This is a genomic window from Dyadobacter sp. CY312 (assembly GCF_021390535.1).
GTDB lineage: Bacteria > Bacteroidota > Bacteroidia > Cytophagales > Spirosomataceae > Dyadobacter.
Map to the genome: position 1 here is coordinate 101,390 of NZ_JAJUXG010000003.1, position 26,783 is coordinate 128,172.

Here is a 26,783-nt window from a genome sequence, read left to right on the forward strand (position 1 = left end):
AACTGGGTTTAAAAATTGTGGCGCAAACCGATACTCAGGTTCGGATTGAAGTAAAATACTTTTGGAAGCAATTCAAGGTATCCACCGCCTTCAACAAAAAACGAAGTAGGTTTGGCGGCAAAGAAGAATTCCAGACCAGCCGTTGCTGATGGTCCGGTTGAAATGTTGGTTGTGTGAACACTTTTTACATTTTTATCCGGATAGTAGCGACGTGAGTTCAGTTGCACACCGACACCACCGTAAGCCATCATTCGGTCGTTCATCATCGGTACATACCATAAGTAAGTTCCGTTGAATGCAATCCCGATAGCTCCTAAATCATCATTGGATGTTTTGTAAGTTTTTTTACTTTTCAGGAAACCTGTATAGGTTCCAACGCTGATATCTAAACCATTGCGATCGCCATATTTTCTAAGACTGATTCCAGTCGGCTCCCCAAGTTTGAAACCAACCGCCCATTTCTGAGTTTGGGCATTTGCAGATAAAACGCTGAGAAATAATAAAGAAGCTAGATAATACTTTTTCATAACAGATAATTTTAAAATAACAGGTGAGTTATCCCTGTTCATGTCTACTAAAATCGTGCTTTGCGCACTTCAAATAACAAAAAAACAATTAAAACTGAGTCATCAACAAAGATGATATTTTAAGACTCCGAAGTATCTAATCGGTCACATTTAGTTTACTTCAAAATTCTGCCAGACTTTTACCATTGACTCAAATTGATTTTCGGAAATTGTTTCAAGATCTTTTTCTACTTAATATTGCGCCCTCATTGCAAAATCACAAACTAATTTTCAATACAGTGTCGGAAGGTAAAAAGAGTGAAATTTTTAATTCAAAAGACTTAATTGCCTATTTCCTGGTTGCAGGTACCGGCGCTGCGGTTCAGTTACTTTGCAGTAGTTTATTTCAGGATTGGTTTGGTCTTACTTTTCAGGAATCCATCATGCCAGCTTATGCAGCCTCATTTATCGTAGGTTTTGCACTCACCAAACTATTCGCTTTCGACGCCCGAAAAACAAACCAGACCAGACGAGAAATGGTAAAATTTCTGATGGTTGCCGTTTTTTCTGGTTTTGTGACCTACATTTTTTCCAACGCGGCCTACTATATCTCAAACAATTATTTTGAGGAACACGAGTTTCTTCTTCCCAACTCCGGGAAATCTGTCAACGTAAATGAGATGGTTTGTTACACTGTCGGAATGGGTTTCAGCTTTATCAGTAATTACATTCTGCACAAAACCTTCACTTTCAAAAGCACCGGTTTTTATAACAGGCTGAAAGTTCTGATCCGCTAGATTTTACAATCGTTCAACAATTATTGCTGATGCTCCTCCTCCACCGTTACAAATGGAGGCTAGTCCATATCGCCCGTTTTTTTGTTCCAAAACAGATAATAGCGTGGTGATAATTCTGGCTCCGGACGCTCCCAAAGGATGTCCTAGCGAAACGGCACCGCCAAATACATTTACTTGGTCATTGTCCAGTCCAAGTTCCTGAATGTAAGCGAGGGCAACCACAGCAAATGCTTCATTCACTTCAAAATAGTCAATATCTGAAAGCGATAAACCTGCCTTTTTCAAAACCTTTTTGGTTGCAAGAATTGGTGTGGTGGTAAACCAGGCTGGTTCCTGTTCCGCATCTGCATAGGCGACAATACGAGCAACAGGCTTTAAATTGTTCTGAGTAACAAAATCGGCTCCGGCCAGAAGAAGCGCAGCCGCTCCGTCATTGATGGTGGAAGCATTTGCTGCCGTTACAGTGCCATCTTTTGAAAAGACGGGTTTAAGCGTTGGAATTTTATCAAACTTCACACGTTTAAATTCTTCGTCTGAATCAACCAGTACAGAATCTCCGCCTTTTGCAGAAGGAATTTCGACCGGAACAATCTCATTTTTGAAATATCCGTTTTCAGTAGCAGAAGCACTTCTCTGATACGACTGTATAGCGAATGCGTCCTGCTGCTCACGTGAAATATTGTATTTTGAGGCAGTATTATCTCCGCAAACACCCATACCAACCTGATCGTAAACATCAGTGAGTCCGTCCTTTACAAGCCCGTCCAGGATTTCTCCATTCCCATATCCGTATCCATATCTCGCCTTGGGAAGATAAAAGGGGATTTGAGACATATTTTCCATTCCTCCGGCAACCACCACGTCGGCATCACCCAACTGAATAGACTGCGCTCCGAATACCACGGCTTTCATTCCAGAAGCACAAACTTTATTGACCGTGGTGCAGATTACTTCCGGCTTCAAACCCGCATAAATTGCCGCCTGACGTGCAGGAGCCTGGCCAAGGTTGGCGGAAATTACATTACCCATAAACACTTCTGTAACGGCTCCTGCCTCAACTCCTGCTTTCGAAACAGCGCCCTTTATTGCAGCCGCTCCCAGCTTACAGGCATGAACTGAGGCAAGGTTTCCTCCAAAACTCCCGATAGGTGTTCTGTTGGCTGATACGATAAAAACGTCGTCTTTCATGGTTTCAGGTTTGATGATATACGGCTTCAAAAATAGAAAGTATTCTCAATCTATCACCCTAACCAACGGTATTCTTAAACTAATAACAGCTAGAGATCATCGGAACTTCCCGGTAAACGGTCATACTCTCCTTTAAAACTGTAAAAGCCAAAGATCACCAGACCTGCACAGATCGGAATAAAAATGAGGATAATGATTGACCACTGCAATGTTGTATTGGTGCGGTCTATCCCCTGCGCTGCCGCTGCAATTTTTTCGAAAGCCTGAGAAAACAAAAACAATATGATAACCGGACCAAGTACGATCCAGACAATACCCAATATCTTTTTTAAAGCGTTCATTTCTGTATTTTTTATAGTTAATAAATGATGATATGTTATAGAACTACAATTAGTCCATCACATTTTCATCACCTCTGTTATTGATATAAACCGCTCCTATGACAAAAGACAATGCCGCAATTCCGATCGGATACCAAAGTCCGGAAAGTGGTGTAGAGCCAGGGAAAGAGGCGACCAGCGTAGCAATAAACGGAACAAGTCCGCCAAATACCCCATTCCCAATGTGGTAGGGCAGCGACATGGATGTGTACCTGATTTGCGTTGGAAACAACTCTACCAGAAAAGCAGCAATGGGCCCATAAACCATCGTTACAAGCAGTACCTGGAAAAATACAAGAAGGATGATGATTACATAAGTCTGGCTGGATAAAGTCACCTCCGAAATAACCGTTTTCTTTTCAAGCGGTGCCAACACATCGTCGGTAATGGTTGTGATCTCAGATTCTCTGAATGTCATCCCGTCGTTCAGCGTTTTCAATGTGCTTATGGTAATGAGAGAGTCTTTGCTTCCTTCAATCAAAACACGGGTGATAACCGGCTCTGACGATGTTTTCAGCTCTGTTTTCTGGAACTCTTTCACATTGGTAGCATCAATAAAATACTGGTATATGGGTCGGTAAAAAATAATCCCAAGTAACATACCCGTTAGCATAATCCACTTCCGCCCTACCTTGTCACTCCATGATCCGAATATCACAAAAAACGGAGTAGCCAGTAGAATGGCCCATAGTAAAATATAGCGGGATTCATTAAAATCCAGTTTACAGGTATTTTCCAGGAACGATTGTGCATAAAACTGACCAGTGTACCAGATCACCCCCTGCCCCATCGTAGCGCCAAATAAGGCCAGCAACACCATTTTAAAATTGGCCTTTTTCTGAAAACTATCTTTGAGCGGATTGGACGAAACTTTGCCATCCGCCTTCAATTTCGTAAAAACGGGAGATTCGTGCATTTTCAGCCTGATGTATATCGAAACACCAACCAACAGAATGGAGACAAGAAAAGGAATTCGCCACCCCCAGTCTGCAAACTTTTCTGCGCCGAGCATGTTCTTGGTCAAAACGATGATGCCCAGAGAAAGAAACAATCCCATGGTCGCTGTCGTCTGTATCCAGCTCGTAAAAAATCCTCTGCGTCCCACAGGTGCATGTTCTGCAACGTAGGTTGCCGCTCCACCATATTCACCCCCAAGAGCAAGTCCCTGCACGAGTCTCAGTATAAGCACCAGAATAGGCGCTGCGTAACCAATACTTGAATAGGAAGGAATAAGCCCGATCAGAAAGGTGGAGCCTCCCATTAAAACAAGCGTGAGTAAAAAGGTATATTTTCGACCAACAATATCTCCTAGTCGACCAAAAACCAAAGCCCCGAAAGGACGCACAATGAAACCCGCGGCAAAGATGGCAAGTGTATTAATGAGCGCCGAAGCCCCGGCATCGCTGGGAAAAAGCTGCTGCCCGATGATGACGGCGAGGCTACCGAAAATATAGAAATCGTACCATTCAATTAATGTTCCCAGCGACGATGCCGCAATAACCTGGGTAATACTCTGTGTAGCACTGTTTTTGTCTGAACTCATTGGTAAAATTTCTATCAGGATTGGGGGATTGAGATGTTGTCAGGATACAGAAAGTTACTTCTATTTTCCTATTTAGCAGGATAAGGCATAATGTATGGTTCAATACTCATGGCAGCCAACAAAAAAAGCCTCCCGGTACTAATCCGAAAGGCTTTTACTACAATAAAGTATATTTCTTATCTCACTTAATCAATATCATCGTCTTCTTTTTCATCTTCCGAATCCGTTTTCTGATTCCTCATCAGATCCGGATCATCTGCAGGTTTTCGAGTCGGCTGCGTATTCGTCGGTATATCCGGAAACACTGGCGGTTCACCAATAGCCTTGCTTCTCTCTAATATCGCTGGTTCTCCTCTTTGACGTGCCATAACATTTGTTGTTTAAAGTTAATTAACAATCAATTGCGACATAATTTCAAAGAATCGTTCCAAGCAAATGAATCGTATTTCTTGCCGAAAATCGTGGAAGAATAGCCCAGGCTTGTAACTATTTTAACACCGTATAATGCAGAGACGTACTGGAATTAATCTATTTACAACCTTAATCCTCCTCCAAAATCAATTGCATAAAAACCACATCAAGCCACTGATCAAACTTGTAGCCAACTTCACGCAAATATCCTTTTTCAATGAAACCGAATTTTTTATGAAATTCAATACTGCCCCGATTTGACGCGTCTATCACACCGATCATGGTATGCAGACCGGACTCTCCAGCACGCTGAATGAGACTTTTCAGTAACTTTCCACCAACGCCCAAACCTCTGGATTTTTCATTCAGATAAATGGAATGTTCTACACTAAACCTGTATCCTATTTTTGGTTTAAAAATGTTGTAAGATCCGTATCCAATCACTTTTTTGTCGTGTTCAGCTACAATTACAGGCATGCCATCCTCTATCATTTTCTCAAACCAGGCAGTCTGCTCTTCGAGGGTCCGTATTTCGTAATCATATATGGCCGTGGTAGTAAGAATAGCCTGGTTGATAATTTCTAGTATTACAGGTAAATCTCTTGGAGTGGCGTTTCTTATAATAATATCCATTAAAAAACTCTGTCGATTTAGAAAAGTGATGTTAATAAGCCAAAGTTAGCCCAAATTACTAAAACTCAAATTATTCGTTCGTCCACACATTCAAGTTTGTAGAATTTATTTTCCATTCACCAATTTTTCCAATAGCTTTGTCGAAACTTTAGGGGTGTCCCGTATGCGGACTGAGATAATACCCTTTGAACCTGATGCAGTTCGTACTGCCGATAGGGAAAAGTAAGAGATACTGCTATCGTATCTTAATGAATCTTTCGCAAGGTCCATTCCTGAAGTTTTATTTACAAAACGTTATTCAGAATGGAAATCACCATCAATCAGTCAATTACAGAAATTCCCGAGCGCTCTTCGGTCGAAGAACTTTTGGCTTCGCTTTTTGCCGATTCCTCAAGAGGAATAGCTGTCGCCATTAACCAAACTGTCGTCCCCAAATCCAAATGGGCAGCGCATATCATCTCGCCAAATGATAAAATCACCCTGATCAAAGCCACTCAGGGCGGATAGTCTAAGGCACTTACACCCACCCCGCCTTCGGCACCGCACGGCGGACCGTCCCTCCAAAGAGGGGAATTAATAAGACAACACTCAACAATTTACCCATTATTGGCTAAAAGCTATCAACATGAAAATCGAAAAAACACCGAATACGGAAGTTATCACCCGTACCCCTTTTCCAAAGTCAAGTAAGATTTATGTAAAAGGAGAAATACATGACATTTCTGTGGCCATGCGCGAGATATCACTTACTGATACCAGAGTTCATGGAAAAAATGGGTTGGTAGAAAAAAATCCTTCTGTTACGGTTTACGATACCAGTGGACCATTCACTGATCCTGAGATTGATATTGACGTAAAAAAAGGACTGGCTCCGCTCCGGGCTTCGTGGATAATGAACCGTGGCGATGTCGAACAGCTGGATTCTATTTCGTCGGAATACGGTATGCAGCGTAAAAATGATAAAAGCCTGGACATACTTCGTTTTGCGCACATCAGCAAACCTTTCCGCGCCAAAGCGGGACAAAATGTTTCCCAACTTCATTATGCAAAAAAGGGAATTATCACCGCTGAAATGGAGTACATCGCCATACGTGAAAACCAACGCATTGAGGAACAGATCAAAGAGTTGAATGGCAGAATCAACCCGCTTTGCCATCAGCACGCAGGACATAGTTTTGGAGCGAACACGCCGAAAAACCTGATCACGCCGGAATTTGTCCGCTCGGAAGTAGCAGCGGGCCGCGCTGTCATTCCGGTCAATATCAATCACCCGGAAAGCGAGCCGATGATTATCGGAAGAAATTTTTTGGTTAAGATCAATGCGAACATTGGTAATTCGGCCGTGACTTCCAGCATTGAGGAAGAAGTGGAAAAGGCCGTTTGGGCTTGTCGCTGGGGAGCAGATACGATTATGGATCTTTCGACAGGTAAAAATATTCATGAAACACGGGAGTGGATTATCCGCAATTCACCGGTTCCAATCGGTACGGTTCCCATATACCAGGCATTGGAAAAAGTGAATGGAAAAGCAGAAGACCTTACCTGGGAATTGTTTCGTGACACTTTAATTGAACAGGCCGAGCAAGGTGTGGATTATTTTACAATTCATGCAGGTGTATTGCTCAGATATATACCGCTCACAGCAAAACGTATCACTGGAATTGTTTCGCGTGGCGGATCGATCATGGCCAAATGGTGCCTTGCCCATCACAAAGAAAACTTCCTTTACACACATTTTGAGGAGATTTGTGAGATCATGAAAGCGTATGATGTTGCTTTCTCTCTGGGCGACGGACTACGACCGGGCTGTATGGCCGATGCAAATGACGCCGCTCAATTCTCTGAACTGGAAACATTAGGCGAGCTGACAAAAATTGCCTGGAAACACGATGTACAAACCATCATCGAAGGCCCGGGACATGTTCCGATGCACTTGATCAAAGAGAACATGGAGAAGCAATTGGCACATTGCAGTGAAGCTCCGTTTTACACTTTGGGACCACTTACCACCGATATAGCGCCTGGTTACGACCACATTACCTCAGCCATTGGTGCCGCCATGATCGGCTGGTTTGGAACGGCGATGCTTTGTTATGTTACGCCGAAAGAACACCTGGGATTGCCAAACAAAAAGGATGTAAAAGATGGTGTGATCACTTATAAAATCGCTGCCCATGCTGCCGATCTTGCCAAAGGTCATCCGGGAGCGCAATATCGTGATAATGCATTGAGCAAAGCGAGGTTTGAATTCCGTTGGGAAGATCAGTTCAACCTCTCTCTGGATCCCGACACAGCCAAAGAATTTCATGACGAAACGCTGCCAGCCGAAGGTGCCAAAATCGCTCATTTTTGCTCGATGTGCGGACCAAATTTCTGCTCCATGAAAATAACACAGGATGTGCGTGATTATGCAGAAGAAAATGGCTTAATGGAAACCGCCGCTATCGAAGAAGGCATGCAGGAAAAAGCAAGGGAGTTTGCAGACAAAGGCAGCGAAATTTATCTCTAATGAAACTATTAGCCATATCCAGTCCTGAATTTATCCCCGGAGAGACCGTAATCATAAACGGTCTTTTCAGGGATGGATTGGAATGTATGCACATCAGGAAGCCTGAAAGTAAAACGGAGGATTTTGCCAGTTTACTATCCGAGATTGAGCCTGTTTTTCTTGATAGAATCGCCATTCATCAGCACCATGAACTGGCTGCAAAATTCGGGATATGGAGACTTCATTTTACGGAAAATAATAGAAGAACGACTTCCGATGAGCAACTGAAAAAGTTATGTGAAAATGGATTTATGCTGAGTACCTCCATCCATAATTTAACTGATTTGAAGAATATTTCAACCGCTTTCAGCTATACCTTTTTCGGTCCTGTGTTTGATAGCATTTCGAAATCGGGGTATAAAAGTGCTGTGCCTGTGGATTTTTTCATGCAAGAAAAATCTAAAAGAATACCAGTGATTGGTCTTGGGGGGATTGATATTTCGAATATTCAAAAAGTGAGAAATATGAATTTAGATGGAGCAGCGGTTTTGGGAGTTTTGTGGCGGGAACCGGCGAGGGCGTTGGAGGTTTTTAGAATGTTGCGTGAATATCAAGATCCTTGCTCTGAAAGGGCTACACCTCTTACCCCAGGGTTGTTACCCTGGGATCAATTATAATTGGACCATTATGACAAAAAATTAGCATGATCGACAAGCTACAATTCATATCAAACCAGACCAACGGATTAAGCCATCTCGAAAGCATTCAAATTGCTTTGGATGCAGGATGCCGCTGGATTCAGCTTCGCATAAAAGATCAGCCAGATGAATATGTATTAGAAAAGGCAAATGAAGCGAAACTGCTTTGCGATGAATATCAGGCAAAACTGATTATAAACGATTTTCCGCATGTTGCGAAAGAAGTTGGAGCATACGGACTGCACCTTGGACTGTCCGACATGTCGATTAGTGAGGCAAGAAAAATTGTTGCCCCAGACACCATCATTGGTGGAACAGCAAATACGCTGGAAAACATTTTGGACCGAATCAAAGAAGGAGCAGACTATGTGGGTTTGGGACCTTTTCAATATACATCAACCAAGCAGAACCTGAGCCCTATTGTCGGGTTGGAAGGATACCAGGCAATTATGTATACACTAAGGCAGCTAGGCCAATCCATTCCTGTTATTGCGATTGGGGGAATTACACTCCCCGATATTGCTGAAATAACCGAAACAGGCATTCACGGGGTAGCCATTTCCGGCTCAATCATTCGTTCGGAAAATCCCAAAAGCCTGGTTTCTCTAATCAATCAAATCTTATGTTAAAAATAGCAGATAAGGCATTTTCATCACGGCTTTTCACAGGGACCGGGAAGTTTAGTTCATCGAAAGTTATGGAAGAGTCGCTGATCGCTTCAGGCTCCGAACTCGTAACAGTTGCCCTTCGCAGGGTGGATATGCACAGCGTTGACGACGACATTTTATTGCATCTCAAACATCCCCGAATCAATTTACTTCCCAACACATCTGGGGTCAGAACTGCCAAAGAAGCGATTTTCGCAGCGCAACTGGCAAGAGAAGCGCTTGAAACGAACTGGCTCAAACTGGAAATTCATCCCGATCCAAAATACCTGATGCCCGACCCTATTGAGACGTTGCTCGCAACGGAAGAACTGGCAAAACTGGGATTTATCATTTTACCATACATTCATGCCGATCCGGTTCTGTGTAAACGACTGGAAAATGCAGGTGCTTCCGCAGTAATGCCTTTGGGTTCTCCCATTGGAAGTAATAAAGGTTTAAAAACCATCGATTTTCTAGAAATTATTATTGAGCAAAGCAATATTCCGGTGATTGTCGATGCCGGAATTGGTGCTCCCTCGGACGCAGCAAAAGCGATGGAGATCGGGGCTGATGCGGTATTGGTGAATACAGCCATTGCCGTGGCAGGAGATCCGGTTCAAATGGCGATTGCCTTCAAAATGGCTGTGGAAGCCGGAAGAATGGCGTATCAGGCGAGGCTTGCCAAACATGGAAACTTTGCTGTTGCCAGCAGCCCGTTAACCGCGTTTTTAGATGACTAGTTTTAAAGATACATTCGAGTCACACAGCTGGGATGAAGTCAGGGAAAGCATTTATTCCAAAACAAAAACTGATGTGGAACATGCTCTGAACGCTTCCAGAAGAACTTTGGAAGATTTCAAGGCACTGGTTTCTCCCACAGCCGCTGCTTATCTTGAACCCATGGCGCAGCTAAGCCAGCAACTGACTCAAAAGCGTTTTGGAAAGATTATTCAACTTTACATACCGTTGTATCTTTCCAATGAATGCACGAACATTTGCACTTATTGCGGATTCAGTCTGGATAATAAAGTGCGGAGAAAAACCCTTACTGAAGCTGAGATTTTGCAGGAAGTCGCTGTGATAAAATCACTGGGTTATGAACATGTGCTGCTGGTAACCGGAGAAGCCAACCAAACGGTGCACGTCGAGTATTTCAAAAAAGTACTCAAACTGATCCGTCCTCATTTTGCTCAGGTTTCCATGGAAGTACAACCATTGGATACGGATGAATACGCTGAATTGATTCCGTTGGGACTAACTTCCGTTTTGGTTTATCAGGAAACGTACCATAAAGAAGACTATAAAAAGCATCACCCCAAAGGAAAAAAATCTAACTTTAATTACAGGTTGGAGACACCGGATCGCTTGGGACAGGGTGGTATTCACAAAATGGGTTTGGGTGTTTTAATCGGGTTGGAAGACTGGCGAACGGATAGTTTTTTCACTGCCTTACATCTCAATTATCTCGAAAAAACATACTGGCAAACCCGTTACAGTTTGTCATTCCCAAGGCTTCGTCCATTTTCGGGTGGACTGGAACCAAAGGTGGAGATGAATGATCGCGAACTTGTGCAACTCATTTGTGCTTATCGTTTGTTCAATGAAGAAGTAGAGATTTCTCTGTCGACGCGCGAATCGGAAAAATTCAGGAATCATTGTGTGCAGCTTGGAATTACATCCATCAGTGCAGGTTCCAAAACAAATCCGGGTGGATATGCTGTCGAGCAAGAATCTTTGGAACAGTTCGAAATTTCGGACGAAAGAAGTCCGGAGACGATTGCAGAAATGATCAGATCAAAAGGATATGAACCCGTTTGGAAAGACTGGGATAGGGTATTTAGTTAGGTGACACAGAGATTCACGGAGAAAAAAGAGTTACACAGAGATAATTTAAAAAACGCTGTGACTCTCTTTAAACTACAGTGAAAAAATGAACCTGTGGGGGGAGATTGGATAGAATATTTTATTAGGTTACATGGAGACGAAAATGAAGTGCTGAGTTAATTAAAAAACTCTGTGGCTCTCTTCCTTAAAACTCCGTGTAACTCTGCGTAAACTTTATGGAACCACAAGAACGAAAAAGATACATACGCCAGATTACGCTACCTGAAATGGGATTGGCAGGTCAGGAAAAACTTAAGGCTGCAAAGGTTTTGGTAATTGGTGCAGGCGGTTTGGGCTGTCCTGTTTTGCAATACCTAACCGCAGCAGGCGTAGGCACAATTGGTATTGTGGATGATGACACTGTGGATGTAACCAATCTGCATCGCCAGATTTTGTATTCGACCGCAGATGTCGGCAAAGGAAAAGCAATCACAGCCGCCGGAAAGTTGTCAATCATGAATCCATTTGTCAGTCACATCCCTTTCCCCGTGAGACTGACAGAAGAAAACGCAGCTGAAATCATTTCCGGTTTTGATCTGGTCATAGATGGGTCGGACAACTTCCCTACCCGATACCTTGCCAATGATGTTTGTGTTGCACTAAATAAACCGTTGATATTCGGTTCCATACTTCGTTTTGAAGGTCAGGTTTCAGTATTCAATTACAAAGGCGGCCCTACCTACCGCTGTTTATTTCCGGAAGCAGAAGAAGGCGATAATTGTGAAGTTGCTGGCGTGATTGGAATTTTACCAGGCATCATCGGGAGCTACATGGCTAATGAGGCAATTAAGGTAATTTGTGGAATCGGCGAGACATTATCTGGTCAGTTACTGGTCATTAATACACTGACGAATCAAACCAACATTTTCCATTTCAACAGAAATTTTGATTCTCAAATAACAATAAAGGAAGACGATCTGCCGATGGTGGAAGTTATAAAAGTCGATCCGAAACAGTTATTATTCCCTGACTTTGAAAAAATGATAGAAGCTGATCCGGACGATATTTTTTTAGTGGATGTGCGTGAGGAATATGAATTTGAAGAAGATTTTATCGGCGGTATCAACATCCCACTTCCCGATTTGCCTGAGAAACTTACAACCATGCCCGCCGATAAAACAGTTGTTTTTTACTGTCGTAGCGGACTGAGAAGTTTAATGGCTTTAAAACTGCTGAATAAGAACAATTTTGAAGGGTTGAGTTATTGGATGAAGGAGGAGAAATAACGGTTTTTTGTTAATTCACTGAGTTCATTCAATGAATTTAGCTAAATACGTTGAGTTCATTCAACGTATTAATGTTTTCGGGCGCAAAGGTGCGAAAAACCAAGTAATTGCGTATACAAAACTCTTTGTGCGCTGTATCAAAATCGCTTATGAATCCAGGAATATCTCGTCTCACTTTTACAATAATTGTTACGCTTTCACTTTAATCAAAACATACTTTTACCCCGTCACTCGGTTTCGCTGATCAAGCTTACCTGGTAGCACTGTTTTCAAACCAACTTACAATTTCAGGATACAGATCGGCCACGGTTTGTTCCTGTTTTTTGTTTTTATATAGTTGTACCAAAAACTGATTATACTCCGCAAACCTTTTGAAACCGCGTCCTTCCACCATCATTTTTTCAATTCCCGCAATAAGTTTTTCCTGCTCCGATTTTGGTGCATAATCCAGATATCTCAAACTTACCAAACCCCAATTCATGTATTCATCAAAGGACGACGACGGATCATTATAACCCAATTCGGCAGGCTTTCCTTTTTCATTCCAAATGTTTAAATCAGAAAATGCCTTGGTAATTCTGCTGCGATATTGTGGCTTATCTGCTTCCGGGCCAATAAATGCATGATTGAGTTCTGTAAACAAAATGCTACCTGCCATTACAAATGACGCCTCTTTTGACCACTTTTTCTGACTATTATGAATTCCATAAGGAAAATTGACATGTGCCTGCGCTTCATGAAAATCATTATTCTCAAACCAGCTTGCCGACTGGTTTCCAGCTACTAACGGAGAGAAGATAATCTTAAACGATTCATAACTGGTCGATGGAAAATTACGCGTCAACCACTTTTGCATAACAGGCACACCCACTGAATCGCGATAAATTTCTATTTGCTTTTTATATACAGGAGAATGATCCTGATAGAATTTCTTGAAATTAGTCTTAGTGGCAAAGGTTTGCAGATCGTCAATGAAAGGTTCCAGAAAATTGACGTTGGCCCTGCCAATCCTATTGTAAATCTTACTTTTTTCTATTTTTCCCTGATTAGAAAACTCAAACGAATACCCATCCATTTTTAATGCGTGATACATGTCATCCGGGTTTGTAAGTTCAGCATTAATCCTCTGCACAACCGGTTCTTTTGCAAACGGTTCAAACCATTTTAAGACTTCCTGATAATAGGGCATGTCTTTGTATATAAGCCCATTGTCCTTTTTACCCGTTTCAGTGATAGCAAATACAATGTTTAGCAATTCATACACCATTGGAATTTCCACGGAGGTTTTACCAAAATGCGTTTTCTTATATTCATTCGAAAAAACCGCACGTGGTACCAGTTTGATACCTTTAATCTCTGTGAAAGCGCTGTCTTTGCCATTTATTACAAAAACAAAGGGATATGAATGGCCAGGTTTTACGTCAAACCTAATCGAATCGCGGTCGCTTATGAAGGTTACTGGTGTGCTGGTGCCGGTAACATAAGCATCATAAACATCCGGTCTTAGAGAAGTATTGAGATTCCATTGTCCTTTATAAAATTCATTTCCTATACGTATATCTATTTTAAGATCGCTTGCATTAACCACCGGCAGCTTTTGACTAAATCCTTTTACTGTGATTAACACTAAAACTGTAAAAAAGAGAATCTTGCTTTTAAACATAAATTTCTGGTTTGAAGGATGAAGATTGCTGGCTTGCTGTATGCAAACCATAAAGAAGATATAAATCTAAAATTTACTGGATCTCCCAGAAAGAAATCGTGCGTGTTTTTTCTAATTCCAAAACTTCAATTTCAGAATTTGCATTTCATTACTACTGAAATGTACATATTTAGTTCGCGCCCATTCGCAAACATCAATCCTCAGAATGAGCATTAAAATCTAATGAAATTTACTCTATAAATTTGGTAGATTAAATAGTTTTAGTAGTTTTGCGACCAGCTTTACGAATGAATATCTTTAAAACGCTTACCCATGTTGCAGAAAGTCCTTTCCTTAAAACTCCCGACACATCCCGCCTGGTACATTCTGCCGGTTGGTATTTTCGTTTTACTAATCGGTTTTTTGACTATAAATGGTACAATCGCGTTGGATCAGGAAGGTTTTGAAGCCTTTCTTGAAAGCGACTTTGCTTTGTATTTGCTTGTTGGCTTGGCCGCTCAGCTGGTAGACGGCGCACTTGGAATGGCTTATGGCGTAACCTGTACCTCATTTCTGCTAAGCCTGGGTGTGACTCCGGCAGTAAGCAGTGCGAGCGTACATGTGGCCGAGATGTTCACCACCGGCGCATCTGCTATTTCTCATTTTCGTTTTAAAAACATCAACAAAAAGCTTTTCAAAAGTCTTTTAATTCCGGGCGTTCTTGGCGCAGTAACGGGTGCATATCTTCTTTCTGATATAATCGACGGTGATTTCATTAAACCCTTCATCGCTTTTTATATGCTCGTTTTGGGGATCATCATTATCAGAAAAGCAGTTCAAAAGAATTTTGTCAAAAACAAAACAAAAAGAATTGGGGTCCTGGCTGCATCTGGCGGTTTTCTGGACTCTATTGGCGGTGGCGGATGGGGACCTATTGTCACCTCCACACTACTTGGTCAGGGGCGAGATCCCCGTTATACCATCGGCTCCGTAAATGCGGCAGAATTCGCAATCACTTTTGCCAGTGGAATTACTTTTCTCATTTTTCACGGTGTGAATAGCTGGCAGGTTGTTTTGGGGCTGATTGTCGGCGGGGTTATAGCGGCTCCGTTTGGAGCGCTCATTGTAGGGAAAATTAAGCGCAAGCCACTCATGCTTGTTGTTGGTATTCTGGTAATAGGACTTAGTTTGCGCACCATTTTGTCCAGCACAGGACTTATATAAACTTCAAATTTGAGCATCGGGACCAAATTCATTAGATTTGTGCAAATCTGTTTCTGCTCATGACCACCGATTTCGGATACATTCTTCTATTTATTATTGCAGCACTGGTTCTGATGGGACTCATGCTGACCATTGCAAAATTTCTCAGACCCCATCGGCCAAACGAAGAAAAACTGACTACTTACGAGTCTGGTGAAGACCCGTTGGGAAATGCCAATATTCGCTTCAATGTACGTTTTTACGTAATTGCGCTCATTTTTGTGCTCTTTGAAATAGAATTGCTTTTTCTATTTCCCTGGGCGGTCGTTTTTGGAAATGAAGAACTTATCGCCCAAACCAATGGTCAATGGGGATGGTTCGCAATGGCGGAAATGACTGTATTCGTTGTCATTCTGATACTTGGCCTCGCTTACGCATGGGCGAAAGGATATCTGGATTGGGTGAGACCTGCACCGCTTATCCCGGAAGTAAAATCACCCGTACCTGCTGACCTGTACCGTAAGGTGAATGAAAAATATCAGAAAAAATAGCTGGCTCAACCGTTCCTCCGATCAAACCAGCTATTTTCTTAGTGCATACCTCTCCACGTTCTATGATTTCTTTTTGGGAAAAATACCAGTCCAAGCTGCGCATATAGCTGATTTGCTTTAAAGGACGGCAGGTCAGTGATCGTAACATCATCTCCACGCCACTGCCCTCTTTTGAAAATCGGCAAATGGTATGTTGCCTTCGCGCTCAGGTAAACTTTGTCATAAACTTTTGGAAACAGGTTCATTTTGTAATCTGCCCCTATCCCTGCGTGTAGGTTGAAACTCCCGTTGTAAAGTTTCATCGAAGTAAAATTGTTCGGGTTCTGGATAACCTGTGCCAAACTCGCCGACTTGTTATTTTTAACACGAAGCTGATACAACATAATGTCCCAACCAATGGGGACGAGCAAATTCCAACGTGTTGAATTTACAAATTTCGGACTTGCGTCAACCCCTAAACCAATGCCCCGAAACATACCTCTCATGGCATTGTTATCATCCTTATATTTGCTGCTGTTCATCAGAATCAACCTGCTTTCCATGAAAAACTTATCAGTTTCCATCCTTCTGGCTAAAACAATCGAGGCCATTACAGGTTCGAACGGTTCGATATTCAAAGCCTTCATTTGATCACGTATTCCTTTGAAACTTTTGTTAGGCAAAACACCAAATTCTGCATAAACTGCAAATCCAGTCTGGTATTTCTTTGCTAAGGCAGAACTGTCTGTATCATCCTGTGCGTGAGCGTAGCCAATCGACACCAATAAAGCCAGAATGGCAAGTAGTTTGTTTGTCATAATATATTGTAGTGATTTATGGATAATGATATGCGTGGACACAGGCCCTTTTCTACCCAATTATAATTACTTTTGTGTATAAAGCGGTAAGCCAGCGTAAGCAAATATTGTACCACACTTACCTCCGAAAAAGATATCCAAATGAGTGAAAGAATAAAAACCGGAGACGGTGGAATTATACTAACCAATGCTGAGGATTTGATGAACTGGGCGAGGCTTTCATCTTTGTGGCCTATGGGATTCGGATTGGCTTGCTGCGCGATTGAAATGATGGCGACTTATGCTTCCCATTATGATCTGGAACGGTTTGGAATTATGCCCCGGCCTTCCCCTCGCCAGTCGGACGTGATGATTGTTGCCGGGACTGTCACCTTCAAAATGGCTGACCGAATCCGCCGGCTTTACGAACAAATGCCCGAACCGCGTTATGTGATCTCGATGGGAAGCTGCTCCAATTGCGGAGGGCCTTATTGGGAACATGGTTACCATGTGGTGAAAGGTGTTGACAGGATCATTCCGGTAGACGTTTACGTTCCGGGATGCCCGCCACGACCAGAAGCGCTTATTGGCGGATTTATGAAATTGCAGGAAAAAATAAGAGGAGAACACCCATTGGCTCCCGAATTATTTCTGGAAATGGAAGAAAAGAAAGAATTGGTTAACGGGTGAAAATAGAAAAGTGGTGAAATGTAAAATGTGAGAATTAAAAAGACCCTTTAATTAGATTTCTCAGGTTTCTTCGTTTCGCATTTTACTTCTCTCTCTAACTACTTTAACTTCTTAACTACTCTAATTAACTTCTCTAACTACCCAATTTCTTTAACCCCTCCAACCACCTAACTACTCCCAACGATGACCTTTCAGGAAATAGTAGAAATTATAGTAAGCAGATTTGAACACATCAAAATAGATACGGATCTCAAAAGTCCGCAACCGATATTGATCGTTCCGGTTGAAGAAATCGCCGGTATATGCCAATTTTTACATGAAGATGATCGGTTGTATTTCGACTATCTGGCTTGCATCACGGCTATTGATAATGGTCCCGGGCTTGCTACCATGGAGGTAATTTACAACCTGACTTCCATTCCGTACGGACATGACCTGATGATGAAAGCAATGTTTCCCAGAAACACGCCGGATCAGCCACTTCCTCCCGTACCAAGCGTAACGCACATCTGGCGAACTGCCGACTGGCATGAGCGAGAAGCTTTCGACCTGATGGGTATCGATTTTACCGGCCATCCTGATCAGCGCAGGATATTGCTACCAGAGGATTGGGAGGGGCATCCGCTAAGGAAAGACTATGCGGCACAAAACCGATATCACGGCATATATGTGAAGTATGAAGATGGACCAAAACTGGATTAATTGTATGTTTACTGAGAACCTCCGTCAGGATTTTATATAAAACGTAAAAAATATTCGTTATAATTTTCTAAAAATTCTAAGAATGCGCTTCGTCACTTTCGCGGTCATCTTGACCTGCCTCTCTATATCAGCTTTTGCAAAAACCGATTCGCTCATCATACAAGGGCGTGTACTCAACCTTTCGGGCAGGCTTTACAGGCAGGCACCGGCCATTACTTTTTCCCGGAACAACATTCTGCAACCACAGTCTGAGCTTAGTAAACAGGCATCGCTGGCCGCTGACGGGAGTTTTCGTGTATCACTTCCGATGCTCTATGGCAGAGAAGAAATTTATCTGGATTACAACGGACTCGCGTTTACCTCATTTTTAGGATCTCCCGGGACAATAGAGATTACTTTTGACGGAGATTCTCTTACCAAAGCCAAACGCCTGTTTTACTTTGCAGGTGTAAATGCGGATGCCAACAATCAGAACTTTACGTACGTAAATGAAGAGATTAAAAAACTGACAGCCAATCCTGCACTGGGTAACAAATTTTACGAATCATTTTGGGCGAAAAGTCCGAATGAGGTGCAGAGTTTAGCCAATAGAAGAGCTGAGTTGAAATTATCGGCGTTGGCTGCTGTGGCAGAAAGAGGTGTCGTGGATCCTACTTTGCGGCAATGGACGCAATCTCTTGCCAATGACGAAATGCTGCAAAATCTATACGAATACGCATTAACCAATGATTTCGCACTCGGTAAAGATCTTCTCGACAGCCTTAACAGATTGTCACATTCTCCGCTTACAGCGCAGCGGGTGACCTGGGCAAGCCGCTTTGGGACATTTGCAGACGGAACTGTGGATGAAAAAAGAGCGTCTTCTCCGGGCAGGACCAATTCACTTCCTGTTCGACGCATGGCTACCCTGATCCGTGACAATGCTTCTCAGCTTGCCATGGACGAGAGAGCCAGACTAAATGATATCATCGAAAAGGGAGTTGCAGAGAAAACCGAACTGGATTTCCTCAATAAGTTGTATTCGAAAAATGAGCTCGTATTAAATCTTCTTTTCGGATATGAGAGGGAGGCCAGATTTTACGGAGAGCTGTATGACAGCACAGCACGTGAGTTTTTGAAGGCAAGATACCTTCCTAAAAACTTTCATAAATACACTTACAGCCAGCAACAAAGACTTAGTTCACATATTAAAAGCACTTTAACGATCCCTCAATTCCGTGAATCGCTTGACGAGATTGTAAGAATTGAAGTTAAAGACAGTGCCGATATTGAGAAGCTTATCGCCTTTAAAGATGTACGGACCCAGCCAACAGAAGCACTTCCGGGATATTATCTCAGCGCTTCCAACGAGAGAGGGACAACCTGGGCAAACCGTATTCTTGACCAATATAAAGGAAAAACGATCTATATCGTAAAGTGGAACTTTGACGATGCGAAAAGCCGCGAAGAGCTGGAATACATGGCTGCCTTACAGGCACAGTTACCTTCGGATGTTGTATTTCTCTACTTCCATGTACCGGCAGAGGAGATTTTCGTATCCGGGGATCTCGTAAAACAATATATGGTAAGGCATCGTTTGAAAGGAACACACCTATTTCTGAACAGTAACCAAACCATGGACCTGCTCTTCAAACTTAACCCGATTGAGCCCGGCACTTTTGCGATCGTCAGGCCAAACGGCAAATTCTATGCGAAAAATGCCCCGGGACCAGCTGCTATGGAAAAAACGGTGCAGGCGATATTGCAAGCCAGAGAGAAATAATCAATTTGTAAACCTGATTTTGTATCTTAACCAAGTCGATCCAGTTCATATCTATCATACGTACATTATTCATTGAGTCCGTGGTTTTGCCCAGTTAGTGCCATGTATAGATATTTGTTCCTTTTTATTTTCGTAACCTCTCTTGCTGCGGCCCAAAAACCTGACAGCCTGAAAACGGTTACCCACGAAAGGGACAGTGTAAGATATACGAATTTGAAACTTCGTATGTCTAAGACAAAATTTTCCAAGGCAGTTTACCGGTTGCTGTTCCGGGATGTTTATAACAAGGGAAAAGTAACCGAGGTTAAGACAATTGAGACCAATCCTTTCACACCATATGAAGGGATGGTAATTCGTAACATTGTCATTCGCCAACTTAACATGCTCGGCGAATCCGTTTACGACACGACCCGGAAAGGGAACCAGCTTGAACGCTTTTTTAGCAAAAATCTGCATACCAACACGCGCGAAGGCGTGATCCGGAAATCTTTCCTGTTATTCTCAGAGGGCGATGATATTCGTGCTCAGGTTTTGAAAGACAACGAACGTCTTCTCCGGTCAAATAGACTCATTACAGATGCACGTATTATTGTAGTTCCCAGAGAAGATGTGACCTGGATGGCCGATGTCATCGTGCTGATACAAGATGCCTGGTCACTTAACTTTTCCGGTGGATTCAGTTCTTTTAACAAGTTTAATGTCGGCCTCAATAATATCAATACAAGAGGAACCACGCATTCGCAGCTGACGGCAATTCGCTGGGATGGGAAAGATACGCTAGACAGCAAATTCCAGTTTCGAACCATTTACACCATTCCATATATTGGTAAAACCTTCATCACCGGACAAGCGCGTTTCATTCAGGAAAGAGATGTAAAGGAACGAACCATAAGATTCTTCCGCCCATTCCTTACAAACGAAACCAAGTACGCGGGTGCTGCCGAAGCCGGCTACTTCCGACAACGACAATTTAAACGGAACGTTCTTGACGCCGAGGAGCTGATTCCCACCTTCCAAACTTCCTATTACTATTATGACATGTGGCTGGGGAGAGCTTTCAAATTTCCTTTCAAAAACACCATTCTCTCTGAAAATTCCCGGCTCGTAACAGCTATCAGACATAATAATTATAACTACGGGCAAAGACCGAAAGTCTCTGCTGACACTAATAAAATCTATTGGGATAAAAGCGCCATACTTTTCAGTCTTGGCTACTCCAACCGTAATTATAAACGGGACGTATTGATTTATGGATTTGGACGCACGGAGGACGTTCCTGTCGGCAGCCTCTTTTCGCTGACAGTTGGAAAGGAAAATACGGAGTACGGACAGAGAGGTTACGCTGGCTTACAATATGCGATTGGTAAATATCTACCTCACAATCTGGGGTATATGTATCTTTTACTCAATACAGGAAGTTACTCCCAGGGTGGCGATGCCCAACAAGGCGTAGTGAGCGGACAAATGAATTACATCAGCAACCTGATCCCCTTCCGTTACAGCTTTTTCAGGCAGTTCGTTACAATCAAATATGCACAGGGAATAGACCGGGACCCACTCGATTATCTCAATATCAGCAGAGATCAGGGAATCAGGGGCATTTACAGCGACCAGCTTATTGGCACGAAAAAGCTTACTATCGGAACTGAGACGGTATTCTTCTCTGACAAAAGTTTATTAGGATTCCGTATCGCCTATTTTATGTTTGCCGACCTGGGTTTGGTAAATGGTTTAGGCAAACTGCGGGATAGCCCGCTTTACCAGGGTTATGGACTTGGACTACGCCTCCGAAATGAAAACCTCACGTTTAATACATTGCAATTGCAAATCGGATATTATCCCAACATTCCCGGAAACACAAGCACTTTCAGATACGGAGCAGCTGGTAATGTTCCCTTACGACTTCGTGACTTCGATATTTCTGCACCTTCTATTGTTCCATTCCAATAGATCAGCCCTATTCAGCTGCCATAATACTTACCAAAAGCTCGTCCGTAAGCTGTCGTGATGTTGTTTGTGACCAAAGCCCCTTGTTTTCCGGAAAGCCATTTCTGCAATATCCTGCCTGTTTATTAAAATCGAGAATCGCCTGACAATAGTCGTTGATCAGCAATGAAGCAATGGTACCATCTTCGGTCCACATCACTTTAAGGTTGCACGGTTTGTCGCGATGAATGACATCAATCACATTATAAATATGCAGCGCGTCGAGAATGGATATATCCTCATTGACCGTCACAGCATAAAAATATCCGGTTTCAAAATCGTCTTCAAAAGACACTACATAAGAGGTTATTGGTGCAATACTGGTAAAATAAGCATCCTGACCAATCTGAAAAGTTTCTTCTATTCCTTTTACAAGGGGCTTGTATTTGCTCATTGATGTAATTCTGTAATATGTTAAAAACCTTTGCGGAATACGGAAAACTACAAATTCACCGCAAAGAAACTGATAATGAAATTTGGTATACTACAATCCTTTAATAAATTTCTTCGTAGGCGCATTCTTAAAAAAATAATATTAAATCTGACTCCCAAGTGTTCTTTTTCCGATATGTGAATTAACTTTGTGGAATTTTTGGACGTAGGCCTGCTCACAAAGCATCAGGCATCACCGAAAGTTGCTAATAGTTTTTTCTACAATTCTACAAATTACCTATTACTGTGCCCAAAAATACGAATATCAAGTCCGTTCTAATTATCGGTTCAGGTCCAATTATTATCGGTCAGGCGTGCGAGTTTGACTATGCCGGTTCTCAGGCCGCCCGTTCTCTTCGTGAGGAAGGTGTTGAGGTAGTATTAATCAATTCCAATCCGGCAACAATCATGACCGACCCTATCAGTGCGGATCATGTGTACCTGCTTCCACTGGAAAAAAAATCCATCGTTAAAATTCTGGAAAAACACATTGCAATGGGTAAGCCCATTGACGCTGTGCTTCCAACCATGGGTGGGCAAACTGCATTGAACCTTGCCATTGACTGCGATAAGGCGGGTGTATGGAAAAAGTACAATATCGACATCATTGGTGTTGATATTAAAGCAATTGAAACTACTGAAGATCGTGAGAAGTTCAGGCTCAAAATGCTTGAACTGGACGTAAACGTATGTAAGGGACGCACCGCAAGGTCGTTTTTGGAAGGAAAAGAAATTGCTCAGGAAATAGGATTTCCATTGGTTATTCGCCCATCTTTTACCCTGGGCGGTACCGGAGGAGGTATTGTTGAGAAAGAAGAAGACTTTGATCAGGCTCTGAACAACGGGCTTCACGCATCTCCAACCCATGAGGTTTTGGTAGAACAAAGTGTGACAGGCTGGAAAGAATATGAGCTGGAACTACTCCGTGATAATAAAGGAAACTTTATCATCATTTGCTCTATTGAAAACTTTGACCCGATGGGTGTGCACACCGGCGACAGTATTACGGTTGCTCCTGCGATGACACTTCCGGATACACTTTATCAGCAAATGCGTGATCTGGCTATCAAAATGATGGATGGAATCGGGAAATTTGCAGGTGGCTGTAATGTCCAGTTTTCGGTAAATCCGGTTGACGACATGATTATTGCCATCGAAATTAACCCGCGTGTATCCCGTTCTTCCGCTCTTGCTTCCAAAGCAACGGGTTATCCTATTGCAAAAATTGCTGCGAAAATGGCAATTGGATACAATCTGGATGAACTTACCAACCCGATTACAGGAAGTACTTCGGCTTTCTTTGAACCATCAATTGACTATGTAATTGTTAAGGTTCCGCGTTGGAATTTCGATAAATTCAAAGGAGCTGACCGTTCACTGGGTCTGCAAATGAAGTCGGTTGGAGAAGCGATGGGAATTGGACGTAATTTCCAGGAAGCGCTTCAAAAAGCATGTCAGTCTTTGGAAATCCGTCGTAACGGACTTGGAGCTGATGGCCGCGAGCTACGTGATCAGGAAGCGATTAAATACAGCCTTGCTCATCCAAGCTGGGATCGTTTGTTCCACATATATGATGCCTTCAAAATTGGTTTGTCTTTCAAAACAATCCAGAACCTTACCAAAATAGATCCATGGTTCCTTCGTCAGATTGAAGAGTTGATCGAACTGGAACATGAAATTGAGAAGTTTGATCTTGAAGATTTGCCAAAAGAGCTATTGCTTAACGCAAAACAGAAGGGTTACGCGGATCGCCAGATTGCGCATTTGATCAATACCAAGGAAAGTAAAGTTTACGACAGAAGAAAAGAGCTTGGTATACAGCGTGTTTATAAATGTGTAGATACTTGTGCCGCTGAATTCGAAGCCAAAACACCATACTACTACTCTACTTTCAATTCGTCTCAGGAAATGCCCGACAACGAATCGATTGTAAGCGATAAGAAGAAAGTGGTCGTTTTAGGATCAGGCCCTAACCGTATCGGACAGGGAATTGAATTTGACTACTCCTGTGTTCACGGCGTTTTGGCCGCAAAAGAAGCTGGTTACGAAACCATCATGATCAACTGTAACCCTGAAACGGTTTCGACTGATCCGGACATTGCAGACAAGCTGTACTTCGAGCCGGTATTCTGGGAGCATGTTTATGACATCATTCAGCACGAAAAACCAGAAGGTGTAATTGTTCAGCTTGGCGGACAAACTGCTTTAAAAATGGCAGAGAAGCTGGAAAAATATGGTATCAAGATCATCGGAACCAGCTACAACTCGCTTGACTGGGCCGAAGATCGCGGTCGTTTCTCACCACTTCTTGAAGAACTTGGAATTCCTTATCCTAAGTTCGGAACAGTGAGAACCGCTGACGCAGCCGTTGAACTTTCACGCACGCTCGGTTTCCCGTTGCTGGTTCGTCCAAGTTACGTGTTGGGTGGTCAGAACATGAAAATCGTGATCAACGAAAAAGAACTGGAACAGCATGTGGTGAAAATCCTTCGCGACATTCCGGATAATAACATACTTCTTGACCACTTCCTTGAAGGCGCTTTGGAAGCAGAAGCGGATGCAATCTGTGATGGCGAAGACGCCTACATCATTGGTGTGATGGAGCATATCGAACCAGCCGGAATTCATTCCGGAGACTCGCATGCAACACTTCCTCACTTCGACCTTTCGGACGATGAAGTAAGACAGATCGAAGAACATACCCGAAAAATTGCTTTGGCAATGAATGTGAAAGGTCTGATCAACGTTCAGTTTGCTGTTAAAAACGGCATTGTGTATGTAATCGAAGCCAATCCAAGAGCGTCAAGAACAGTACCATTCATTTGCAAAGCATATCAGGAGCCTTACGTAAATTACGCAACGAAGCTGATGCTTGGCGATAAAAAACTGAGCGATTTCACGTTCAATCCTGTGAAAAAAGGCTGGGCGATCAAAATCCCGGTTTTCTCTTTCAACAAATTCCCGAATGTAAATAAGGAATTAGGGCCAGAAATGAAGTCAACAGGTGAAGCGATTTATTTCATTGACGACCTGGAAGATGAATTCTTCCAAAAGGTTTACAGCGAAAGAAATCTGTATCTAAGTCGGTAGATTTTTTGAAATACATTAAAAAAAGCCCGAATCAACTTCGGGCTTTTTTTGTATTAGTAGCACAGCTAACCTAAAACGGCACTAAAAACCCAGGAACATGGCATCCAGATTATTTTCTCCCTTTCAATTAAAAAGCATCACATTCAGAAACAGGATTGCTGTTTCACCCATGTGTCAGTATTCTTCAGTCGACGGATTTGCAAACGACTGGCATCTTGTTCACCTTGGAAGCAGGGCCGTTGGAGGAGCGGGACTTATTATTTCAGAAGCGACGGCAGTTTCGCCGGCTGGACGGATTTCGCCCGATGACCTGGGAATTTACCTTGATGAACACATCGAAAAACTGAGTCAGATCACCCGTTTTATATCTGAACACGGCGCTGTTCCTGGTATACAACTTGCCCATGCCGGACGGAAAGCAAGTACCAATGCGGCATGGAAAGGGCGTGGACAAGTATCATTAAGCGATGGAGGGTGGAAAACACTGGCTCCGTCGGCTATTCCTCTTAACCAAGGTGATGATGCACCTTTGGAAATGTCGTTGGATGATATTGGTGCCTTAATAAAAGATTTCGCATCGGCTGCCATTCGTGCTTACAAAGCGGGCTTCAAGGTGATTGAGCTCCACGCTGCACATGGCTACCTCATTCATCAGTTTTTGTCCCCGTTAAGCAACACCAGAACGGATGAATACGGAGGTAGTTTCGAAAACCGTGTAAGGTTGTTGTTGGAAATAATTGATGCTGTTAAAAGCGTGTGGCCGGAGGAACTTCCGCTGATCGTACGGATTTCAGCAACAGACTGGGCCGAAAATGGCTGGGATGTTGAGCAGTCTGTTAAGGTGTCAAAGCTACTGCTCGAAAAAGGGATAGACCTCGTTGATGTATCAAGCGGAGGTTTGGTTTCGTATCAGAAAATTCCAGTCAAACCTCTTTATCAGGTTCCGTTTGCCGCTGAAATTAAAAAGGCTGTGGGTATACCTACAGGCGCGGTCGGACTCATTACCACACCGGCAGAAGCAGAAAGCATTCTCGAAAACGGGCAAGCCGATCTGATATTCATGGCAAGAGAATTTTTAAGAGATCCTTATTTTCCGATTCATGCAGCCATCGAATTAGATGAAAATATAACCTGGCCGATTCAATACGAAAGAGCCAAACCGCACAAAAGTTAGTTTTGACACAATGCAATTGCCTGTTGGAGAATCACATTGATCTTTTCAACAGGCAAATCGTTTTCAGGATCAATCAGCAGAATTTTCATTCGGGATCTTTTTTCAGAAAGCAGATCAGGATGTTCGATAAGGTTGCCATCCACAATCCCGATGTATGGTAAATTGGTTTTCTTTTCAACCCATAAATAACAAAATCTCCTGCTGGTTTTCGCATCCGTTTGAAGGCAGTAAAAGGGCATTTTGTAACGCCACACTTCTTCCACGTCGCGGTGTTGACGCATTACCAATTGCCTCAGTGCCAATAAACAACTCTTTACAGGTTCTTCTTTTTGTAAAAAGTAGTTTTCTATATCCCTGATCATATTTATTTAAAT

At 42.7% G+C, this 26,783-nt stretch carries 26 protein-coding genes and 1 riboswitch; of the genes, 16 read left to right on the forward strand and 10 right to left on the reverse strand.

The window, feature by feature from the left end; translation table 11 throughout:
• Nucleotides 1-8: 8 nt before the first annotated feature.
• Nucleotides 9-527, reverse strand: coding sequence for a hypothetical protein (locus LZG71_RS04590; RefSeq protein ID WP_233817466.1), 519 nt, complete (start codon nt 525-527; stop codon nt 9-11).
• Nucleotides 528-775: 248 nt separating this feature from the next.
• On the opposite strand from LZG71_RS04590, the gene LZG71_RS04595 reads away from it, so the two are divergent.
• Complete coding sequence (locus LZG71_RS04595) at nt 776-1,303, forward strand: GtrA family protein (RefSeq protein WP_233817468.1); 528 nt, start codon at nt 776-778, stop codon at nt 1,301-1,303.
• A gap of 3 nt (nt 1,304-1,306) precedes the next feature.
• On the opposite strand, the gene LZG71_RS04600 is transcribed toward LZG71_RS04595, so the two are convergent.
• From LZG71_RS04600 to LZG71_RS04620, 5 genes are all read right to left on the reverse strand, one after another.
• Complete coding sequence (locus LZG71_RS04600) at nt 1,307-2,491, reverse strand: acetyl-CoA C-acyltransferase (RefSeq protein ID WP_233817470.1); 1,185 nt, start codon at nt 2,489-2,491, stop codon at nt 1,307-1,309.
• An 89-nt stretch (nt 2,492-2,580) separates the two neighbouring features.
• Complete coding sequence (locus LZG71_RS04605; protein WP_233817472.1) at nt 2,581-2,832, reverse strand: DUF6814 family protein; 252 nt, start codon at nt 2,830-2,832, stop codon at nt 2,581-2,583.
• A 49-nt stretch (nt 2,833-2,881) separates the two neighbouring features.
• The gene (locus LZG71_RS04610; RefSeq protein WP_233817474.1) at nt 2,882-4,414 is read right to left on the reverse strand and encodes an MFS transporter; all 1,533 of its coding nucleotides are present in this window, start codon (nt 4,412-4,414) and stop codon (nt 2,882-2,884) included.
• Nucleotides 4,415-4,599: 185 nt separating this feature from the next.
• Nucleotides 4,600-4,782, reverse strand: coding sequence for a hypothetical protein (locus tag LZG71_RS04615; RefSeq protein ID WP_233817476.1), 183 nt, complete (start codon nt 4,780-4,782; stop codon nt 4,600-4,602).
• A 172-nt stretch (nt 4,783-4,954) separates the two neighbouring features.
• Nucleotides 4,955-5,458, reverse strand: coding sequence for a GNAT family N-acetyltransferase (locus LZG71_RS04620; RefSeq protein ID WP_233817478.1), 504 nt, complete (start codon nt 5,456-5,458; stop codon nt 4,955-4,957).
• Between the two features lie 140 nt (nt 5,459-5,598).
• Nucleotides 5,599-5,694, forward strand: a riboswitch (TPP riboswitch).
• A 67-nt stretch (nt 5,695-5,761) separates the two neighbouring features.
• Between LZG71_RS04620 and thiS the strand changes: the two genes are divergently transcribed.
• The 7 genes from thiS (at nt 5,762) to moeB (ending at nt 12,401) form a co-directional block, all read left to right on the forward strand.
• Entirely contained in the window at nt 5,762-5,965 is a 204-nt protein-coding gene (gene thiS, locus LZG71_RS04625; protein WP_233817480.1) for a sulfur carrier protein ThiS, read from the forward strand.
• Between the two features lie 118 nt (nt 5,966-6,083).
• Complete coding sequence (gene thiC, locus LZG71_RS04630; protein ID WP_233817482.1) at nt 6,084-7,967, forward strand: phosphomethylpyrimidine synthase ThiC; 1,884 nt, start codon at nt 6,084-6,086, stop codon at nt 7,965-7,967.
• The gene (locus LZG71_RS04635) at nt 7,967-8,623 is read left to right on the forward strand and encodes a thiamine phosphate synthase (protein WP_233817483.1); all 657 of its coding nucleotides are present in this window, start codon (nt 7,967-7,969) and stop codon (nt 8,621-8,623) included. The genes thiC and LZG71_RS04635 overlap by 1 nt, the downstream gene beginning before the upstream one ends.
• Nucleotides 8,624-8,649: 26 nt before the next feature.
• Nucleotides 8,650-9,273: a thiamine phosphate synthase gene (locus LZG71_RS04640; RefSeq protein WP_233817485.1), complete on the forward strand. Its 624-nt coding sequence runs from the start codon at nt 8,650-8,652 to the stop codon at nt 9,271-9,273.
• Nucleotides 9,267-10,031, forward strand: a complete 765-nt coding sequence (locus LZG71_RS04645) for a thiazole synthase (RefSeq protein WP_233817487.1) — start codon at nt 9,267-9,269, stop codon at nt 10,029-10,031. Before LZG71_RS04640 ends, LZG71_RS04645 begins: the two co-directional genes overlap by 7 nt.
• A complete protein-coding gene (gene thiH / locus LZG71_RS04650) occupies nt 10,024-11,136 on the forward strand; it encodes a 2-iminoacetate synthase ThiH (protein ID WP_233817489.1) in 1,113 nt (370 codons plus the stop codon). The genes LZG71_RS04645 and thiH overlap by 8 nt, the downstream gene beginning before the upstream one ends.
• 215 nt (nt 11,137-11,351) lie before the next feature.
• Nucleotides 11,352-12,401, forward strand: a complete 1,050-nt coding sequence (gene moeB, locus LZG71_RS04655; RefSeq protein ID WP_233817491.1) for a HesA/MoeB/ThiF family protein — start codon at nt 11,352-11,354, stop codon at nt 12,399-12,401.
• A 250-nt stretch (nt 12,402-12,651) separates the two neighbouring features.
• Here moeB and LZG71_RS04660 read toward each other — a convergent pair whose 3' ends face one another.
• Complete coding sequence (locus tag LZG71_RS04660) at nt 12,652-14,064, reverse strand: DUF4932 domain-containing protein (protein WP_233817493.1); 1,413 nt, start codon at nt 14,062-14,064, stop codon at nt 12,652-12,654.
• A gap of 312 nt (nt 14,065-14,376) precedes the next feature.
• Between LZG71_RS04660 and LZG71_RS04665 the strand changes: the two genes are divergently transcribed.
• Both LZG71_RS04665 and LZG71_RS04670 read left to right on the forward strand, forming a co-directional pair.
• The gene (locus tag LZG71_RS04665; protein ID WP_233817495.1) at nt 14,377-15,267 is read left to right on the forward strand and encodes a sulfite exporter TauE/SafE family protein; all 891 of its coding nucleotides are present in this window, start codon (nt 14,377-14,379) and stop codon (nt 15,265-15,267) included.
• 59 nt (nt 15,268-15,326) lie between these two features.
• Nucleotides 15,327-15,797, forward strand: coding sequence for an NADH-quinone oxidoreductase subunit A (locus LZG71_RS04670; RefSeq protein WP_233817497.1), 471 nt, complete (start codon nt 15,327-15,329; stop codon nt 15,795-15,797).
• A gap of 38 nt (nt 15,798-15,835) precedes the next feature.
• On the opposite strand, the gene LZG71_RS04675 is transcribed toward LZG71_RS04670, so the two are convergent.
• Nucleotides 15,836-16,594: a hypothetical protein gene (locus LZG71_RS04675; RefSeq protein WP_233817499.1), complete on the reverse strand. Its 759-nt coding sequence runs from the start codon at nt 16,592-16,594 to the stop codon at nt 15,836-15,838.
• A 141-nt stretch (nt 16,595-16,735) separates the two neighbouring features.
• On the opposite strand from LZG71_RS04675, the gene nuoB reads away from it, so the two are divergent.
• The 4 genes from nuoB to LZG71_RS04695 all read left to right on the forward strand — a co-directional run bounded on the left by nuoB (nt 16,736) and on the right by LZG71_RS04695 (nt 21,677).
• Complete coding sequence (nuoB, locus tag LZG71_RS04680) at nt 16,736-17,263, forward strand: NADH-quinone oxidoreductase subunit NuoB (protein ID WP_255712713.1); 528 nt, start codon at nt 16,736-16,738, stop codon at nt 17,261-17,263.
• A gap of 183 nt (nt 17,264-17,446) precedes the next feature.
• Nucleotides 17,447-17,965, forward strand: a complete 519-nt coding sequence (locus tag LZG71_RS04685) for an NADH-quinone oxidoreductase subunit C (RefSeq protein WP_233817501.1) — start codon at nt 17,447-17,449, stop codon at nt 17,963-17,965.
• 82 nt (nt 17,966-18,047) lie between these two features.
• A complete protein-coding gene (locus tag LZG71_RS04690; RefSeq protein WP_233817503.1) occupies nt 18,048-19,727 on the forward strand; it encodes a hypothetical protein in 1,680 nt (559 codons plus the stop codon).
• Nucleotides 19,728-19,829: 102 nt separating this feature from the next.
• Nucleotides 19,830-21,677, forward strand: coding sequence for a hypothetical protein (locus LZG71_RS04695; protein WP_233817505.1), 1,848 nt, complete (start codon nt 19,830-19,832; stop codon nt 21,675-21,677).
• 7 nt (nt 21,678-21,684) lie between these two features.
• Here LZG71_RS04695 and LZG71_RS04700 read toward each other — a convergent pair whose 3' ends face one another.
• Complete coding sequence (locus tag LZG71_RS04700) at nt 21,685-22,107, reverse strand: DUF2251 domain-containing protein (RefSeq protein ID WP_233817507.1); 423 nt, start codon at nt 22,105-22,107, stop codon at nt 21,685-21,687.
• Between the two features lie 284 nt (nt 22,108-22,391).
• Here LZG71_RS04700 and carB point away from each other — a divergent pair, with 284 nt between their 5' ends.
• Together carB and namA are read left to right on the forward strand one after the other, a co-directional pair.
• Nucleotides 22,392-25,235 carry a carbamoyl-phosphate synthase large subunit gene (gene carB / locus LZG71_RS04705; protein ID WP_233817509.1) on the forward strand — a complete coding sequence of 948 codons (2,844 nt, stop codon included), beginning with the start codon at nt 22,392-22,394 and terminating at the stop codon, nt 25,233-25,235.
• A gap of 97 nt (nt 25,236-25,332) precedes the next feature.
• Nucleotides 25,333-26,409, forward strand: coding sequence for an NADPH dehydrogenase NamA (namA, locus tag LZG71_RS04710; RefSeq protein ID WP_233817511.1), 1,077 nt, complete (start codon nt 25,333-25,335; stop codon nt 26,407-26,409).
• On the opposite strand, the gene LZG71_RS04715 is transcribed toward namA, so the two are convergent.
• Complete coding sequence (locus LZG71_RS04715) at nt 26,406-26,771, reverse strand: DUF1801 domain-containing protein (RefSeq protein WP_233817513.1); 366 nt, start codon at nt 26,769-26,771, stop codon at nt 26,406-26,408. The genes namA and LZG71_RS04715 overlap by 4 nt on opposite strands.
• Between the last annotated feature and the right edge of the window lie 12 nt (nt 26,772-26,783).

Coding starts and splice junctions, on each gene's coding strand:
- LZG71_RS04590 (WP_233817466.1), bottom strand. CDS start 527: ATGAAAAAGTATTATCTAGCTTCTTTATTATTTCTCAGCGTTTTATCT.
- LZG71_RS04600 (WP_233817470.1), bottom strand. CDS start 2,491: ATGAAAGACGACGTTTTTATCGTATCAGCCAACAGAACACCTATCGGG.
- LZG71_RS04605 (WP_233817472.1), bottom strand. CDS start 2,832: ATGAACGCTTTAAAAAAGATATTGGGTATTGTCTGGATCGTACTTGGT.
- LZG71_RS04610 (WP_233817474.1), bottom strand. CDS start 4,414: ATGAGTTCAGACAAAAACAGTGCTACACAGAGTATTACCCAGGTTATT.
- LZG71_RS04615 (WP_233817476.1), bottom strand. CDS start 4,782: ATGGCACGTCAAAGAGGAGAACCAGCGATATTAGAGAGAAGCAAGGCT.
- LZG71_RS04620 (WP_233817478.1), bottom strand. CDS start 5,458: ATGGATATTATTATAAGAAACGCCACTCCAAGAGATTTACCTGTAATA.
- thiS (WP_233817480.1), top strand. CDS start 5,762: ATGGAAATCACCATCAATCAGTCAATTACAGAAATTCCCGAGCGCTCT.
- thiC (WP_233817482.1), top strand. CDS start 6,084: ATGAAAATCGAAAAAACACCGAATACGGAAGTTATCACCCGTACCCCT.
- LZG71_RS04635 (WP_233817483.1), top strand. CDS start 7,967: ATGAAACTATTAGCCATATCCAGTCCTGAATTTATCCCCGGAGAGACC.
- LZG71_RS04640 (WP_233817485.1), top strand. CDS start 8,650: ATGATCGACAAGCTACAATTCATATCAAACCAGACCAACGGATTAAGC.
- LZG71_RS04645 (WP_233817487.1), top strand. CDS start 9,267: ATGTTAAAAATAGCAGATAAGGCATTTTCATCACGGCTTTTCACAGGG.
- thiH (WP_233817489.1), top strand. CDS start 10,024: ATGACTAGTTTTAAAGATACATTCGAGTCACACAGCTGGGATGAAGTC.
- moeB (WP_233817491.1), top strand. CDS start 11,352: ATGGAACCACAAGAACGAAAAAGATACATACGCCAGATTACGCTACCT.
- LZG71_RS04660 (WP_233817493.1), bottom strand. CDS start 14,064: ATGTTTAAAAGCAAGATTCTCTTTTTTACAGTTTTAGTGTTAATCACA.
- LZG71_RS04665 (WP_233817495.1), top strand. CDS start 14,377: ATGTTGCAGAAAGTCCTTTCCTTAAAACTCCCGACACATCCCGCCTGG.
- LZG71_RS04670 (WP_233817497.1), top strand. CDS start 15,327: ATGACCACCGATTTCGGATACATTCTTCTATTTATTATTGCAGCACTG.
- LZG71_RS04675 (WP_233817499.1), bottom strand. CDS start 16,594: ATGACAAACAAACTACTTGCCATTCTGGCTTTATTGGTGTCGATTGGC.
- nuoB (WP_255712713.1), top strand. CDS start 16,736: ATGAGTGAAAGAATAAAAACCGGAGACGGTGGAATTATACTAACCAAT.
- LZG71_RS04685 (WP_233817501.1), top strand. CDS start 17,447: ATGACCTTTCAGGAAATAGTAGAAATTATAGTAAGCAGATTTGAACAC.
- LZG71_RS04690 (WP_233817503.1), top strand. CDS start 18,048: ATGCGCTTCGTCACTTTCGCGGTCATCTTGACCTGCCTCTCTATATCA.
- LZG71_RS04695 (WP_233817505.1), top strand. CDS start 19,830: ATGTATAGATATTTGTTCCTTTTTATTTTCGTAACCTCTCTTGCTGCG.
- LZG71_RS04700 (WP_233817507.1), bottom strand. CDS start 22,107: ATGAGCAAATACAAGCCCCTTGTAAAAGGAATAGAAGAAACTTTTCAG.
- namA (WP_233817511.1), top strand. CDS start 25,333: ATGGCATCCAGATTATTTTCTCCCTTTCAATTAAAAAGCATCACATTC.
- LZG71_RS04715 (WP_233817513.1), bottom strand. CDS start 26,771: ATGATCAGGGATATAGAAAACTACTTTTTACAAAAAGAAGAACCTGTA.